Source organism: Rhizobium lentis (genome assembly GCF_017352135.1).
GTDB classification, from domain to species: Bacteria; Pseudomonadota; Alphaproteobacteria; order Rhizobiales; family Rhizobiaceae; genus Rhizobium; species Rhizobium lentis.
Genome location: NZ_CP071454.1, coordinates 431,929 through 446,640 on the forward strand (window position 1 = coordinate 431,929; position 14,712 = coordinate 446,640).

At 61.8% G+C, this 14,712-nt stretch carries 19 protein-coding genes; 2 read left to right on the forward strand and 17 right to left on the reverse strand.

Annotated features, from left to right (window positions below):
- Positions 1–32: 32 nt before the first annotated feature.
- Entirely contained in the window at positions 33–599 is a 567-nt protein-coding gene (locus tag J0663_RS02180) for a hypothetical protein (RefSeq protein ID WP_207242846.1), read from the reverse strand.
- A 101-nt stretch (positions 600–700) separates the two neighbouring features.
- Here J0663_RS02180 and J0663_RS02185 point away from each other — a divergent pair, with 101 nt between their 5' ends.
- Complete coding sequence (locus J0663_RS02185; protein WP_207242847.1) at positions 701–1,438, forward strand: SIMPL domain-containing protein; 738 nt, start codon at positions 701–703, stop codon at positions 1,436–1,438.
- A gap of 400 nt (positions 1,439–1,838) precedes the next feature.
- On the opposite strand, the gene J0663_RS02190 is transcribed toward J0663_RS02185, so the two are convergent.
- The 6 genes from J0663_RS02190 to J0663_RS02215 all read right to left on the reverse strand — a co-directional run bounded on the left by J0663_RS02190 (position 1,839) and on the right by J0663_RS02215 (position 5,492).
- Positions 1,839–2,183, reverse strand: coding sequence for a hypothetical protein (locus tag J0663_RS02190; RefSeq protein ID WP_207242848.1), 345 nt, complete (start codon positions 2,181–2,183; stop codon positions 1,839–1,841).
- A 175-nt stretch (positions 2,184–2,358) separates the two neighbouring features.
- A complete protein-coding gene (locus J0663_RS02195) occupies positions 2,359–2,664 on the reverse strand; it encodes a hypothetical protein (RefSeq protein ID WP_207242849.1) in 306 nt (101 codons plus the stop codon).
- 468 nt (positions 2,665–3,132) lie between these two features.
- A complete protein-coding gene (locus tag J0663_RS02200; RefSeq protein WP_207242850.1) occupies positions 3,133–3,555 on the reverse strand; it encodes a secondary thiamine-phosphate synthase enzyme YjbQ in 423 nt (140 codons plus the stop codon).
- A 92-nt stretch (positions 3,556–3,647) separates the two neighbouring features.
- On the reverse strand, positions 3,648–4,001 hold the full coding sequence (locus tag J0663_RS02205; RefSeq protein ID WP_207242851.1) for a DUF1428 domain-containing protein: 354 nt from the start codon (positions 3,999–4,001) through the stop codon (positions 3,648–3,650).
- Positions 4,002–4,096: 95 nt separating this feature from the next.
- Positions 4,097–4,696 carry a DUF922 domain-containing Zn-dependent protease gene (locus J0663_RS02210; protein ID WP_207242852.1) on the reverse strand — a complete coding sequence of 200 codons (600 nt, stop codon included), beginning with the start codon at positions 4,694–4,696 and terminating at the stop codon, positions 4,097–4,099.
- A gap of 76 nt (positions 4,697–4,772) precedes the next feature.
- Entirely contained in the window at positions 4,773–5,492 is a 720-nt protein-coding gene (locus J0663_RS02215; protein WP_207242853.1) for a Crp/Fnr family transcriptional regulator, read from the reverse strand.
- 132 nt (positions 5,493–5,624) lie between these two features.
- On the opposite strand from J0663_RS02215, the gene J0663_RS02220 reads away from it, so the two are divergent.
- Positions 5,625–5,870 carry a DUF6894 family protein gene (locus J0663_RS02220; RefSeq protein WP_207242854.1) on the forward strand — a complete coding sequence of 82 codons (246 nt, stop codon included), beginning with the start codon at positions 5,625–5,627 and terminating at the stop codon, positions 5,868–5,870.
- A 216-nt stretch (positions 5,871–6,086) separates the two neighbouring features.
- Here the strand turns inward: J0663_RS02220 and J0663_RS02225 are convergent, their stop codons facing one another.
- The 10 genes from J0663_RS02225 to rpoD all read right to left on the reverse strand — a co-directional run bounded on the left by J0663_RS02225 (position 6,087) and on the right by rpoD (position 14,384).
- Positions 6,087–6,317: a DUF6894 family protein gene (locus J0663_RS02225; protein ID WP_020921849.1), complete on the reverse strand. Its 231-nt coding sequence runs from the start codon at positions 6,315–6,317 to the stop codon at positions 6,087–6,089.
- A gap of 87 nt (positions 6,318–6,404) precedes the next feature.
- Positions 6,405–6,803, reverse strand: coding sequence for a DUF427 domain-containing protein (locus tag J0663_RS02230; RefSeq protein WP_207242855.1), 399 nt, complete (start codon positions 6,801–6,803; stop codon positions 6,405–6,407).
- 79 nt (positions 6,804–6,882) lie between these two features.
- Positions 6,883–7,581: a B3/B4 domain-containing protein gene (locus tag J0663_RS02235; protein WP_207242856.1), complete on the reverse strand. Its 699-nt coding sequence runs from the start codon at positions 7,579–7,581 to the stop codon at positions 6,883–6,885.
- Positions 7,582–7,583: 2 nt separating this feature from the next.
- The gene (locus J0663_RS02240) at positions 7,584–8,477 is read right to left on the reverse strand and encodes a DMT family transporter (protein ID WP_207242857.1); all 894 of its coding nucleotides are present in this window, start codon (positions 8,475–8,477) and stop codon (positions 7,584–7,586) included.
- 157 nt (positions 8,478–8,634) lie between these two features.
- Positions 8,635–9,429 carry an AraC family transcriptional regulator gene (locus J0663_RS02245; protein WP_207242858.1) on the reverse strand — a complete coding sequence of 265 codons (795 nt, stop codon included), beginning with the start codon at positions 9,427–9,429 and terminating at the stop codon, positions 8,635–8,637.
- Between the two features lie 66 nt (positions 9,430–9,495).
- Positions 9,496–10,224, reverse strand: coding sequence for an APH(3') family aminoglycoside O-phosphotransferase (locus tag J0663_RS02250; protein ID WP_246590390.1), 729 nt, complete (start codon positions 10,222–10,224; stop codon positions 9,496–9,498).
- Positions 10,225–10,280: 56 nt separating this feature from the next.
- On the reverse strand, positions 10,281–10,442 hold the full coding sequence (locus tag J0663_RS02255) for a hypothetical protein (RefSeq protein ID WP_207242860.1): 162 nt from the start codon (positions 10,440–10,442) through the stop codon (positions 10,281–10,283).
- A gap of 107 nt (positions 10,443–10,549) precedes the next feature.
- Positions 10,550–11,644, reverse strand: coding sequence for a DUF930 domain-containing protein (locus tag J0663_RS02260; RefSeq protein WP_207244403.1), 1,095 nt, complete (start codon positions 11,642–11,644; stop codon positions 10,550–10,552).
- Positions 11,645–11,788: 144 nt separating this feature from the next.
- On the reverse strand, positions 11,789–12,082 hold the full coding sequence (locus J0663_RS02265; protein ID WP_207242861.1) for a GYD domain-containing protein: 294 nt from the start codon (positions 12,080–12,082) through the stop codon (positions 11,789–11,791).
- Positions 12,083–12,326: 244 nt separating this feature from the next.
- Positions 12,327–14,384 carry an RNA polymerase sigma factor RpoD gene (rpoD, locus tag J0663_RS02270; RefSeq protein ID WP_207242862.1) on the reverse strand — a complete coding sequence of 686 codons (2,058 nt, stop codon included), beginning with the start codon at positions 14,382–14,384 and terminating at the stop codon, positions 12,327–12,329.
- Positions 14,385–14,712 lie beyond the last annotated feature (328 nt).

A 14,712-nucleotide genomic window follows, 5' to 3' on the forward strand; every position in this document is an offset into this window, starting at 1 on the left:
GCAGCCGCTGGCCACCCGCTAAGGCAAACGCCTCAGTTCACGACAGGTGCAGCCGGCTCGCCCCAGCTGGAAATGGGCTGGCCGCCCTTGGTCGCCACCCTGATGTCGTAAAGTGCAAGCGAGGCCTGGAGCTGGCGCGTATCATTGCAGCGGTTGATGATGCCGCCGATATATTGCACGCAATCGCTGGCGCTGCCCTGCACCGAGCCCGTGGCCGAATCCTTGACCATCCCGTCGGCGTCCACCAGGAAATAGGAAAGCCGATTATTCTCAGAAACGGTGGAGTCGCCGACCAGGCCGGCGAAATTCGTGCCGGTCTCGGTCCTGGCGGCGGGCGCCATATGCCGGTAGATCGTCATGCCGTTTTTCAACGGCGTCGCACCGATCATCGACCCGAAGGTCGCTTCGGAACCGGAAAGGCGCCACATCGGCGATTGGCCGAGATTGGCGATCTCCGAGTAGGATTTGCCCAGCGCATAGCTGGTGTAAGAGCGGTTGGCGGCGTTCTCCGCCTTTTCCGCCACTTGAGAGCAGCCCGCCAGGCCGATGGCGAGGCCGATCGAAAGAATCGCTCCGCGCCCGACGCACCTATCCCTCACATTTTTCTCTTCATCCGCCCGCGCCCTTCCCTTCCGCCGCAATAGCTTCACAATCAACCGACAGAAAGTTCACCCGGGAAACGACAACTAGGGAATGAAACATGGCGCCGATGCTTTCCAAGACTCTTCTGATGACTGCCCTTCTGGCCCTGCCGCTCGGCAGCGCCGCGCCCGTATCGGCGCAGGAGGCAAAGCCGCGCGAGCCGGTGATCTCGGTGACCGGCGACGGCGAATCGGCGCTGGCGCCGGATATGGCCGTCGTCACTCTCGCCGTCGTCAAGCAGGCGAAGACCGCCCGCGAAGCGCTCGACGAGAACAACAAGGCGATGACCGAGGTGCTGAAGGCGCTGAAGGAGGGCGGCGTTGCCGAGCGCGATCTGCAGACCTCCGGCTTTTCCATCCAGCCGCAGTATAACTATCCGCAGCCCGTCGACGGCCAGCAACAGCAGCCCCAGCTGATCGGCTACCAGACGATCAATTCGGTCACCATCCGGCTGCGCGATCTGGCCAAACTCGGCCAGGTGATCGACCAGTCGGTCAGCCTCGGCATCAACCAGGGCGGCGATATTCAGTTTACCAACGACAAGCCGGAAGCAGCGATCGAAGAGGCGCGCAAGAACGCCGTCGCTGAGGCCGTCAAGAAGGCGAAGACACTGAGTGAGGCGGCCGGCGTCAAGCTCGGCCGGATCATCGAGATCACCGAGAATGTGCCCCGCCCGCTGCCGCAGCCTGCCTATCGCGCCACGATGATGAAGGAAGCCGACGCTGCCGTTCCCGTCCAGGGCGGCGAGAACAATTACACCGTCAGCGTCACGGTGACCTTCGCGATCGAACAATAGAAATGAAGGCGCCGCGTGTCTTTCAGGCGCGCCATGGCTGCGGGATCCTCGGTATAGGTCGATGCTGTTTGCGCCGGCGGCTACCCGAGACTCTCCCCAACTCCTCCCCACAAGGGGGCGGGGCCGCACCGCTTCAAATAACCCGTATCCTAGCAATCCGTAGGGGAGACAGCCGTGAGAACCTCTGCTTTTGATCGCCGCCGGGAACCAGAGCTTAGCCCTCCCCCTGATGGGGAGGGTTTGTATCCATACAAGGGCCTGGGAAAACACCGGAGGAAAGAGCGCAGTCAAACCGAGCGCAAATCAATCCCACAAATGAAAACCGCCCTTGCCGATCGGGGAGACTGGCAAAGGCGGCTTTTTGCACAACACTTCGGTCAGACGTGCAGGCGGTATTCTATTAATATCCGCGGCGCAGCGCGGGGCAGCCGCGCACGTTGCCGAAGCTCATCTCGTCGGGGCCGCGGCGGGTCCAGCCCTGGACGATGACGCGGCGCGGGGTGATATCGACGACGCGGGGGCGGCGGAAGCCGTAATCGCGGGCGAGATCTTCGGCAAGACGCGGATCGCAGCCGCGCGGCCGGCGGCCTTCGAAGCCCGGAGGCGGACGGCGATAATCACGCGGCGGCTCACGATCCGGATCGCCGATAATGATATTAAACTGGGCGGCAGCCGGAACCACCGTGCCGGCAAGGGTGCCGGCGGTCAGCATGGCGGCGAGACCCGCCTTTGCCAGAAACTGCATCTTCAAAAAACCTTTCGTTTGATAGTCGGTGCGGTCGAGCCGCCCTCCCAACTCTCCGCGTCACGCCGAAGCGCCATTGGGAATCACTCATACAACCAGAGAAAAAACGGCTGAAAGTATCGCCGTCAAGGCAAAACAGGCGGCAAGCGCTTGTCGGCGCTTGCCGCGCCTTTGGTCAGCGGCGGATCAGCGGGCAACCGCGGACATTGGCGAAGACCATCCTGTCCCAGCCGCGACGATCGCGCCCGGCAACGACGACGACGCGCGGCGACATGCGGGTGATATGGGCTCTGCGCAGGCCGTAATCGCGCGCCTTGCTCACGGCATGCATCGGCGAGCAGCCGCGGATCGGACGATGATATTGCGCCTCGACGATGAAGTTCGTCTGCGGGCCTGCGGCGGCTGCCGTGGAAACAGTGGCCGGAATGGATGAAAGGGCGAGCACTGCGGCAAGGCAAGCCTTGGTGAGGAAATGCGTCATTGAGTGTCTCCGTCGATCGGTCTTTTAAGCTCTCCCTTCAGGGATTGCTTCGACACTAACCGGGGCAAGCTGAATGCTGTTCGAACCGGCCATTCAGTTTGCATTCACTGACGATGAGCGGCTTTCGACGGCTCTTGCTTTGATCGGATTCGCACGATCGTCTTGACATCTCGTCCGATGAATACCGCTCATCACCCGTCCCCGTCTTTCGAGGTTCCGGCCTATGACCTACGCGCCTCAGGATGATCGTTCGAGGCGATCCTGCGGATCGCACCTCTGCCGTGCGGCTGGTGGTTTGATCGGGGCGTCATGTGGCCGGTGGCCGACCTGTATGACGTATGTTTCCTGAGCGGCTGAGCGGTACCGCACAGGACCTTGTGGTGAGGCAAACCGCGCCCTCTCTCTCCGCCCTCATCCTGAGGCGCCCTGCAGGGGCCGCGAAGGGCGAGGGCGGCCGCTGCCCCCTCCTCAGGCTCCGAGATGCAGCACGATTTCGCGCCGGTGCGGCCGGTCGCGATGTTCGAAGAGATAGAGGCCCTGCCAGGTGCCGAGCATCAAGCGCCCGTCGGCGACGGGAATGCCGATCGACACCTGCGTCAGCGCCGCCTTGATATGCGCCGGCATGTCGTCCGGCCCCTCGGCCCTATGCACGACCCAGCCCATCGACAAATCGGAGGCCGGCGGCACCAGGCGGCGGAAGAAGGAAAGAAGGTCGGTTTGCACGTCGGGATCGGCGTTTTCCTGGATCAGCAGCGAACACGATGTGTGGCGCACGAAGACGGTGAGAAGCCCCTCCTCCTGCCCCGAGGCGCTGACGAAAGCTTCCGCCTGATCGGTGAATTCGTAGAGGCCCTGGCCGCGCGTGGCCAAGGTGAGGATTGTCTGGGGCACCGGCGCTCTCCATCTGGCAATGACATTGCCCGCGAGTTGGCGCGCCATGACGGCCAAGTCAATGCCCTGGCGAAGATGCGGCTGCGCCGGCTTCAGAGCTTCAGCAGCGTCTCGAACCCGCCATAGATCATCCGCTTGCCGTCGAACGGCATCTGCCATTGGTCGCCCTTGAGCCGCGGATCGGCCATCACCTTGGCATTGATGTCGTCGCGTTCCTGCCGCGACCTGTAGGTGATCCAGGATAACACCACCACCTCGTCCTCCTTGGCCTGCACGGCGCGGGGAAAAGAGGTCAGCTCTCCATAGGGCACGTCGTCGCCGATGCATTCGACAAATTCGAGCGCGCCATATTCCTTCCAGAGCGAGCCGGCAAAGGTGGAGAATTTCTTGTAGGCGTCGATATTCTCCCTCGGCACCGCCACGACGAAACCATCGACATAAGACATGGCACGACTCCTCGATCCATCCTCGTCAGCGGAAGAGATAGGCGGCCGGCGGGGCAGGTCCAGGGATGAAACGGCGGCCAAGCTCTTTCAGGCAATCACGGCCCGTTCACCAGCTTGAGCACGAGCTGCTGGATGTTGCCGCCGTCGCCCATTTCGACCTTATCGAAGTCGCGGCCGCGCTGGCGCTGCCTTGCCGAAATCTCGCCGAGGCGCCGGGTCAGTTCGATCCTGATCTTCTTGCACTCGGGATCGTCGGCAACGGTGAGGCCGATGCTCATCGTCTCGATTTCCTTGACCATGTCCTTGATGGTCTCGCCATGCACCCGCTCATGCGACGCAACGCCCGATATGAAGGCCTCCCAGCTGCTTTCGACAGCGGCCGGCAGCGCACCCGCCGGCTTCGGCAGCGTATAGGTGATGATGAGCTTCGGCCGGTTGGTGACGATCACGCAGGCATTGCCCTGCGACTCGTATTTTCGGGTCCAGGTGAGCTTGAACGTGGTATGCGCGATGACCCGGCCGGTCACCCCGGCCTTGGGGCCATGGGCTCCGATCGATTCATAAAGTTCGGCGCCGGTCTTGCCTGTAATCGAATAGGGCCGCACCTCCTCGACCGCCTGCCATTCGGTCTGCGCCACAGCCGGTACCGCCGCGAAAACCACCGCCAATACGTAGAGTAGAGAAGTCTTCGTCACGCACCGCCCCGTCAAGTGATTCCCGCCAGCCTAACGGCGCCGTTCCTCCCTTTCAACGCATGCGATGCCGCTGATATCAGCGCGGCTCCCGGGAGATGCTGAGATAGGCGGGGTCGAATTCGGCGATCTCCTGCAGACGTTCCCAATCGACGATGGTGATCGTTCGGTTCTCCCACGTGAAGACACCCTCGCGCCTGAGGGCCTGCAGCGTCTTGTTGAGGTGGACCACCGATATGCCCAGCACGTCAGCCATCTCGATCTGCGTCAGCGGAAACTGAAAGCTTTCGCCCCGGGTCCGCCTGACGACCTTCAGCCGCATGAAGAGTTCGCAGACGAGATGGGCGATCTGGGCGCGTTTGGAGCGCCGCCCCATGGCGACGATCCATTCTCGGTGAATAGCGCCATCGACCAGCGTGTCGAGCCAAAGCAGCCGCGTCAAATGCGGCATGCGCTCGGTGATCGCCCTCAAGTCGGCATGATCGGCCAAGGCGACGTGGCAGGGTGAGAGCGCAACGATGCCATGATCCATTACCTTGACGGGAAAAGCATGAAGGTCGACAAAGTCGCCGGCAACATGAAGAGCGGTAATCTGCCGGCTGCCGTCCGCCATCACCTTGTAGCGCGCGGCGAACCCATCGAGCAGCAGCGTGCTGAAGGGCGGCCGGCTGCCTTGGGAAACGAGATCTTCTCCGACGGCGAATTGCCTGTCCTTGACGAGGATCGACCGAAGAAGGTTTTCCTCTTCGCTCGACAGGAGATCACGGCTTCCAAGGTTCAGCAACAAGGACTCAATCACGGTCCTGTCTCCCGCTATCGCGAGGGCTGGGGACCGTTTCGGTGCGAACTGTATTTTCTATAGGAATCAACGCCTAGCCTCGGGAACAATTGTCTTCACTGGTTATTTCTTCTCTGACGCGCAGGAAAGAACATGGCTCGCTACTATTTCGATCTACACAACGGGGAAGGTCCGACCCGCGACGAGCACGGCACCGAGCTCAAATCTCGTGATGACATCCCCAAAGAGGTGACCCGCATCCTGCTGGACGTGGCCCGAGACGAGTTGCCCGCAGGTGACCGCATGACGATTGCAGTCACCGTCCGCGACGAGCGCGGCGATCCTGTCACAGTCGCCAGTCTCGTCTTCAGCAATGAATGGCTCGACGTCATCCGATGACGGCCTCTGGTTGCCGCCGGGTCCCATATACGCATCAATTCGACTCGGTCGATGGATGCGCTCTAGCTCCTTGCTTTCATGCATGTCGTCATCCGCACACTTCCGGGCGACATGCATTAAGACCCCGCCCCGGCAGGCGGCAATTAAATTTGACATAGTTCCGCGATTGCCCGGGACGCGTCGACAGGCATTCCTCCGGTCGAATTCCGATCGCTTCTATTTCGCGATCTCTTCCAGAATCAGCCGAATTTCCGCGAGCGGTTTGCGGCTTTCGTCGAAAAGTTCGACCGAAAGCATGTTCAAAGGCGCAGTCGGCAGGCCTTCGGCTGCCATTTCCGCGAGGACCCTTCGCGCCTCTGCCTTGGCAGCCTCGACGGATTCGAATTCGTATCCGGTCTCGGTGCCAACACCATCGCGATCGAAGAGCTGGAAGTGGAATTTCGGCACGGCATGCTCCTTCGGTGATGCCCCTAACGAAGCTGGAGGCGACAGGTTCCGCCCGAACGATTTTCAGCGCCCGCCGTCAGGCGATCCTCAGAAGGCGCCGGCCTCGGGCGAAGCCAATTCCTCGATTGCGTCGACACGGTCGGGATAAAAGGCGAGATGGTCCTTGATGTTGCTGACGGCGGCATGAGGGGTTTCGTAGGTCCAGGCCGCGTTCTCAGTGCGTTCGCCGCCCAAACCAATGCTGTAATAGGAGGCATCGCCCTTGTAGGGGCAATGTGTGGCGTGATCGGTGCGCTGAAGCAGCGACATGTCGACATCCCTGCGCGGAATATAGTGGACCGGCGGATAGGAGGCCTCGCGTAGCGTCAGCGCGTTGCGGCTATCGGCAATCGTCCTGCCGGCGACGGTGACGACGACGCGGCAGGGATTGTGCTCGACGGTGATCGGATGGTCCGGCCCGGGAATCTTGATCGACTTGTCCAACATGGGTTCGTCTCCAGAAGATAACGATGCCCCTGAGATAGGGCGCGCATGCCGCCGGCCCAAGCCTCGAACCTTCCTCCACTCACGCCTGCAATTCGAAGCGCGATGACGCGCGGCTGAGAGCAGCGGTCGCCACCGTCACCGGCCAGTGATGCGCGAGCGCTTCGGCGAACGTCGCAACCAGCCTGGCGGTATCCTCGCCGGCGCCGGCATGCAGCGCCTCGGCAACGATCAGCACCGAGCGCGTCGTCTCCCGCACCGCTGAAAGCCCGCTCTGCCGGTTCGTCCAGCGGCGCGCATGGGCTCTGCCTTCGCCATCAGCGAAGATCACTTCGTCAGGCTCCGGATGTTCGCTTTGACCGCCGAAGGTGAGATAGGTCTCATGCCCCGTTGCGTGCCGCACCTGCAGATCGCCGGCAATTTCTTTCGTGTCGAAGACGGCGACAGGAATGGCAAAGGCGAGTGAAATCGCATTGCAGAGATCGACGAGCGGATGAAGGCGCGGCAGCACGCATTCCTGGCGGAAGCGGCGCAGCAGCGCCTCGGAGGCCGAGCGATACTGCGTCGGCTTCAAGCCCATGCGGGAAAAACCGCGCCGCCAGGCCTGGATCTCCGGGAACTCGCTTTCCTGGGCTTCAGCCAGGCGGGCCCCGGCAATCGCGCTGAAACTTGCGACCGCCTCTTCGACATCGGCCGCCGCATCAATGCCATCGGCACAAAGCGCGCCGGCGCGAAGCTCCGGAAAAGCCTGCCATATCGCATCGGAATGGCTGAATTGCATGGTCATTTCCCTTCGATGAATTTCCTGTGGTTTCCTGCAAAGGCAAGCCCGGACACGGCCGCCAGCACGCAGGCGATGCCGGCAATCTGGTTGAAGCCAACTGGCTCGCCGAGGATGACGAAAGCGAGCATGACGGCCGAAACCGGAGCAAGCGCCGTGAAGAGCGCGGCTTCGGTGCCGCTCACCCTCTCCGCTCCCGCATACCAGAGCAGGAAGCCGCCGACAGTCGGCACCAGGGCGTAATAGACGACGGCAGCGGCAGCGCTTGCGGAAAATCCATGCACGAGGGGCGCCTCGAAGATCGCCGGAACAATCGAGACGACGAAGCCGATGCCGGTCATCAGCGTCGACTGGGCAAGCGGCGGAATGTCAGCCGCCAGCCGCTTGTTCAAGAGAATGAATAGGCCCTCGCAGATGACCGCGAGGAAAATCAGCAGATTGCCGGCAAGCGACCCGCCGGTCGCCTCCGGCTTGAAGGCGATCGAAAACACGCCGGCACTTGCCAGCGCCACCGCCAGCAGCAGGGCCCGCCCCGGCCGTTCGCGCAGCAGCAGGATCGAAACCGCCGCCGAGACCACCGGCAGCGTGCCGATGAGGACGCCCGCATCGGCGGCCGAGGTCAGGCTGAGACCCGATATCAGCAGAGTCGTATATCCGACACTGCCGGCGCCGGCCTGAATGACGAGGATGAGGCGGTCATGGCTGGAGAGTTTCGGCAAGCGGGTTCCGATTACCCGCATGAGCAGGAAAAAGACGGGAAGAGCGACGGCGAAGCGTAAGGCGGTGGCGGTAAACGGCGGCAGCTCCGAAGCAATGATCTTGCTCGCGATGACAGTGCTGCCGACCGTCAGCATGGCCAGCGCCAGATAGAAATAGCCTTGAACCTGTCTCGACATTCCGCGCCTCCGATTGGATGCGCCGAAGAAACAGCAGGGACCGGTCGGGGTCTTGAACGAAATTGCAGGGCGTCACCCACGAACAGCCCTCATCCTAAGGTACGCAGGCCGAAGGCGGAGTCTAGAAGGACGAGGGCGGGTGGCTGGAAATCGAACCTCAGAGAAAAGCATCGGCGTAAAGCCGCGGCGACAGGCCGTATTTGCGCACGAAAACACGCGTCATATGGCTCTGGTCGGCAAAGCCGCTGGCAAAGGCGGCTTCCGCAAGCGGCGTACCCTGCGCGATCAGCCGTCGGGCGATATGGATGCGGGCCTGGATGAGATAGGCATGCGGCGTCAATCCGGTTGCCCTGGCAAAACCGCGCAGCACCTGAAAGCGGCTGAGCCCGCTCCCCCTGGAAAGGTCGGCAAGCGAGACGGCGGCAAGAGGATCGTCGTCGATCAGATCCCGCGCCGCACGGATGGATGACGGCACCGGCGGCCTCTCTTCGCTGCCGCCGCCTTCGCGCATGACATCGGCGACGAGTTGCAGCAGCAGTTCCTCGCAAAGCAGGCCGTCGGCAGCACTCGCGGTCGCCGCGTAAAACAGCGTTTCGAAGCGGCCGGCCATCGCCGCATCGCGCATGACAGGATGCGGGATTTCCGAGCGCCCTGGACCGATCTCCTGCGAGAGGCCGGTGACGATCTCGGGGTCGAAATAGAGGATGCGCCAGGATCGTCCCTCGCCGATCGGCGCGCCGTCATGCACCTCGTTCGGGTTGACGGTGATGATGTCGCCGGCCTCGGCCTCCACCATGCCGCGACCGCTGAGCGATTTCTGCGCCCCCGATGAAATGAGCCCGATGCCGAACTGCTCATGCGTGTGCCTGGCGAAGCTGTGATGCGTCTCCGCTTCCACCGCTTCGACGCCAGTGAGCGTCGAGCGCAGCATTCTGAACTGGTTTTTCGGCATGTCTGGTCCGCAGGTCCGGTCCCCGCCACTTTGCCAGCCGGACGGACAGGACGCAATCATTGCTGCCTAGAAGAACTCGTCGAGCAGCTGATAATAGTCGAGCCGCGCCGGATCCGGCGCCGGCAGGCCGTAGCGATCGAGAAAAGGCTGCACCAGCGCCTCGCCGAAATTATCGGCGATGCTGCGGCAGGCAAGCGCGATATCCTGATAGCGGTCGGCGACGCCGAGGCGGCTGCAATCGATATAGCCGGAGAACCGGCCGTCAAGGGCGATGAAATTCGGCAGGCAGGCATCGCCATGCGTGACGACGAGATCTTCGTCGCCAGGCTTCAGACGCTCGAGATCGGCGAAAAGCGCGGCAGCACTTTTGCCTAGCCGGGCCGCATCAAAAACGTCCTCGTCGACGAACCCAGCCTCCATGCGCGCCTTCGCTGCCGGCAGGCGTTTTTCCAGTCGGTGATCGAACGGGCAGGAGGCGATCGGCAGGCGATGGAGATCGAGAAGCGCCTGCGCCAGCAGCTCGACGCGCGCCAGCGGCGTCAGCGCCGCAGCGCTGGCAAGGTCGCTTCCAGGCAGCGCACCGATCAGCAGCCAGTTGCGCCCACCGTCGCCTTCCCGCGCAATCACGTCGGGGCACGCCAGGCCGGCGGCCTTGAGCCAATCGAGCCGGGCCGCCTCATCGGCAAGCTCGCCGAACGGACCTGCCTCCTCGATCTTCAGATAGAGCGCCGGCAAGCCCTCGCCTTCCAGGCGGAAGACGCGCGCCGCCGACCGGCCCAGCGCATCGCGCTCCATGCGGTAGCCGGACAGACGTGCTGTCAGCGGTCCAGCCGGCAATGTCCCGAAAGATGTCAATGAAGCGTTTCGGCGGGCGCAGATTCGAGAAGGATCTCGAAAGCCTCTTCGAGCGCCGCCACCAGAATATCGGTCAGCTCGTCGCCCTTGTTTTCCAGAAACAGCGCGCTGACGGCTTCGTCCTGACGTTCCAAAAACTGCTCGATCTCGTTCGACATATCATGTGTCCTCTTCTTCACCGTGCCATCACGGCCATGAAAAGAGGCTAGGTGTGGTTCCTTGCGTGTGGCTTGTTGCCGGTACGACGGGATCCGACCGCGAGGACTTAGTCGCGAATTTCATACTTCGCATACTGACCGCGGGGGATCAAGCCGCCAACCTGGTGGGCAAACGACACGACTTTTGTAGCTCCCTGATCCACTTCGCAACGGAAGCGAACCTGGAACCAGCCCTTGGCTGTGCCGAACGCCGCATCCCTCACATCAAGAACGGTACCGGTTCGCAACCCGAAACTCGGCAATGCGAGTGGGAAATAGGCCGGTGAACCGTGAATAAGCTGGCCCTGAAGCTCGGTGGTGCAAAGCGTCGCCACCCGCTGTTTTCGTGAAAGCCCATCCATTGCAGTTTGCGCAAATAAACTGCCATCTGCCATTCGTGAAAACAGCGTTTTCGCCTCGCGCAGATCGTTGCTGTCAGGCAGCGTTTTCGGCTTGTCAGCGGTCTTCTGCTCAGGCAGTTCGCCCTGCTCGATAGTTGTATTGGCTTCGTCAGACGCTTCTGTCGGCGGCCCTTTAGCCTCCGGAGAAACGGCCATCGCGGCCACCTCCGGGAGCTTCACATCGTCCGGTACGGGTTTGGATGGAGGCGCCTCAGTTTTCGACTTCGCCGCAGCAGCCCTTGTTGGCATTTGCTCCGATGCATTATCGCGTTGCGGCGTAGTTGTTGCGGGTTTTCTTTCACCTTGGGAAGAATTTCCGGCCATGAACTCGTCAGGACCGCTATTCCTGCTTCCAAACTCGGTGACAGGGTTCAGGGTCGGCATAGGTTTCCACTTGGCTTGCTCAGACGGCTTCTTGGCCGGCGGTGGCGGAGGTGGTGGTGGCGGAGGCGATGCCTTCTTGGCCTCTTCAGGCGGCTTCGGCTCCGGCGGCTTTTCCTTGGGCTTGGGCTCCGGCGTTTTCTCCTCCGGCGGGGGAACGAGTTCCACCTTAACGGTCTCGTCTTCCGGAGGCTTCAGCTCCATCTTCGGCAGGCCGAAAATCAGAAGGGCAACGATCGGCACATGCAGAAGCACCGACGCGGCAACGCCCCAGCGGATTTCAGGCCGCCGTCTTGCCGTTTCGTGAGTCGTCTCTGCCAGGTCCACGTCGTCTGTCACAGCAGCGATGTGGCCTTTAAAGTCGGCAGCATCAAGCCGCAAAAGCAAAAAACCTCGTGATCGCGCCGAAGCCATCCGCTGGCCGGTGCGCCATCCGTTCTCTCCTCAGACGTGGACAACGGGTCACCGGCCAGCGGAGCCGAGGCCGCGCCCTTGACAGGAAGAGGCGCTAAACCTCCGCATGCGTTAGCCGAGCGAACCGATGATCTCTCGATAGGCGGCCTCCGGGAATGCCTTCAGTGTCTGGGTGCGGACGTTGCCGGCCATCGCCAGCGACAGGCCAAACCGCGCCATGACGGCATCGTCAGGCGCTTCGCAGACAGCCACCATGTCGTAGCCGCCCATCGTCAGAAAGAACTGCTTGAAGGAGCCGCCCATGTCGCCGAGCAGTTTCTTCGCCGCATCCAGCCGTTTTGACGAGTCGCGAACAGTGCGCACACCTTGGTCCGTCCAGTTGATCAAGACAATGTAAGTGGTCATTTCGCACCTCCCAACGGAGGATTCACCCGACACGGGCATGCGTCGGTCCTCGCTCGCGCATGGCGATCGATTTCTTCCCCCGTGGCCCAAACTATAATCTTGTCACCATAGAGGGACAAGAAAGCCGCCGGGATCATTGGTATTAATCCCAAAAGCAAAAACCGGGCACGAAGCCCGGCTTTCCAATCATGACGGCAATTGTCGAAGCCTCAGCTGTCGAGGCACGAGCGCAGCTTGCAGTTTCTTAGCTGTCCAAAAAGCTTCTCAGCTTTCTGGAGCGGCTCGGATGCTTGAGTTTGCGCAGCGCCTTCGCCTCGATCTGGCGGATACGTTCGCGGGTGACCGAGAACTGTTGGCCGACTTCTTCGAGCGTATGGTCGGTGTTCATGCCAATGCCGAAGCGCATGCGCAGCACACGCTCTTCGCGCGGCGTCAGCGAGGCGAGAACGCGGGTGGTCGTCTCGCGCAGGTTCGCCTGGATGGCGGCGTCGATCGGCAGCAGCGCGTTCTTGTCCTCGATGAAATCGCCGAGATGCGAATCCTCTTCGTCGCCCACCGGGGTTTCCAGCGAGATCGGCTCCTTGGCGATCTTCAGGACCTTGCGGACCTTTTCGAGCGGCATGGCGAGCTTTTCGGCCAGTTCTTCCGGCGTCGGCTCGCGGCCGATCTCGTGCAGCATCTGGCGCGATGTGCGGACGATCTTGTTGATCGTCTCGATCATATGCACCGGAATGCGGATCGTGCGGGCCTGGTCGGCAATCGAGCGAGTGATCGCCTGACGGATCCACCACGTCGCATAGGTCGAGAACTTGTAGCCGCGGCGGTATTCGAACTTGTCGACCGCCTTCATGAGGCCGATATTGCCTTCCTGAATGAGGTCGAGGAACTGCAGGCCGCGGTTCGTGTACTTCTTGGCGATCGAGATGACGAGGCGAAGGTTCGCTTCGACCATTTCCTTCTTGGCGATGCGGGCTTCGCGCTCACCCTTCTGCACCATGTGCACGATGCGGCGGAATTCCGAGATCGAAATGCCGGTTTCCGTTGCGAGATTCTGGATCTCCTGGCGGATGTCGCGGATCGTCGTATTCTCGGCCTTGGCGAATTCCTTCCAGCCGCGGGCAGCCAGATTGCCGATCGACTTCATCCAGTTCGGATCGAGCTCAGCGCCCTGATACTGTTCCAGGAAGCTATCGCGCTTGACGCCGTAGGATTCGGCCAGACGCAGCAGGCGGCCTTCGTTCTGCACGAGGCGCTTGTTGATGTCGTAGAGCTGCTCGACCAGCGCGTCGATGCGGTTCTGGTTGAGCGACAGCGATTTGACCGCCTTGATCAGCTCGTCCTTGAGCTCCTTGTAGCGGCGCTCCTGGGCGGACGACAGCGTGCCGGTAGCCGCCAGGCGCTGCTCGACCTGCTGGTCCTGCAGCTTGCGCAGCTTCTTGTAGGTCTCGGCGATGATGTCGAGCGTTTCCATGACCTGCGGGCGAAGCTCGGCTTCCATTGCCGCCAGCGACAGGTTGGATTCGTCCTCGTCCTCTTCCTCCTCTTCGGGAGGCAGGCCCTCGCCGCCGACATCGGTGATGTCGTCGTCACCCGAGCGGGCGCGCCGGGTCTTTTCCTTCTCCTCAGCAGCCTTGCGGTCTGCCTCGATCTTTTCGGGGCTCTGGAACTGCGGCGCAGCCTTGGCTTCCGGACCGGAATAGGTCGTTTCGAGATCGATGATCTCGCGCAGCAGCGTGGTGCCTTCGTTGAGTTCGTCGCGCCAGATGATCAGCGCCTGGAACGTCAACGGGCTCTCACAGAGGCCTGCGATCATCGTCTCGCGGCCGGCTTCGATGCGCTTGGCGATGGCGATTTCGCCTTCGCGCGAGAGAAGCTCGACGGAGCCCATCTCGCGCAGATACATGCGCACCGGGTCGTCGGTACGGTCGGTCGGTTCTTTCTTCTTGGCGGTCGCAAGCGCGGTGCCGCCCGAAGGCGCGAGTTCGCCGCCCTCGCTTTCATCATCGCCGCCGGCGTCGTCGTCATCGCCGCCGCCGGAAGCACCAGCTTCCTCGGCTTCCTCGTCTTCGATGACGTTGATGCCCATGTCCGACAGCATCGACATCGTGTCTTCGATCTGCTCTGATGTCACTTCCTCGGACGGCAGGACGGCGTTCAGCTCGTCCATCGTCACGTAGCCGCGCTTCTTGGCGGCCTTGATCATCTTCTTGACCGCGTCGTCGGAAAGATCGAGAAGAGGGCCGTCGCTTGCGCCGTCGCGTTCGACTTCCGCGTCTTCGTTCTCTTTGACCTTGGTTGCCATTTATATCGTCGCCTTCCTGACGCTATCCAATCTCGCTACGGTGAATGGGCCGTCTCAGGGCCTTGACGCGCCGCTCGCGTCGCCCTTCAATCACCTGAGCCCACCTAACGGGATGACATTTAAAGTCTGATTAACCACGATCGCCGGTACCGGACAGCAAAGCTTTCTTGCTTTTGGATTTCCGGCCATGGTTGCGCGATCCGCCTTGACCCTGTTCACCGTTTCAACAAGTCGAACGGTGATTCCCACATTTTTTGTTCTCGTCAAGCTTTTCCAGAAAAAAAGCCGACGAAAAATCGGAAAAAGCCTTATCCACAGGCTTTGAACC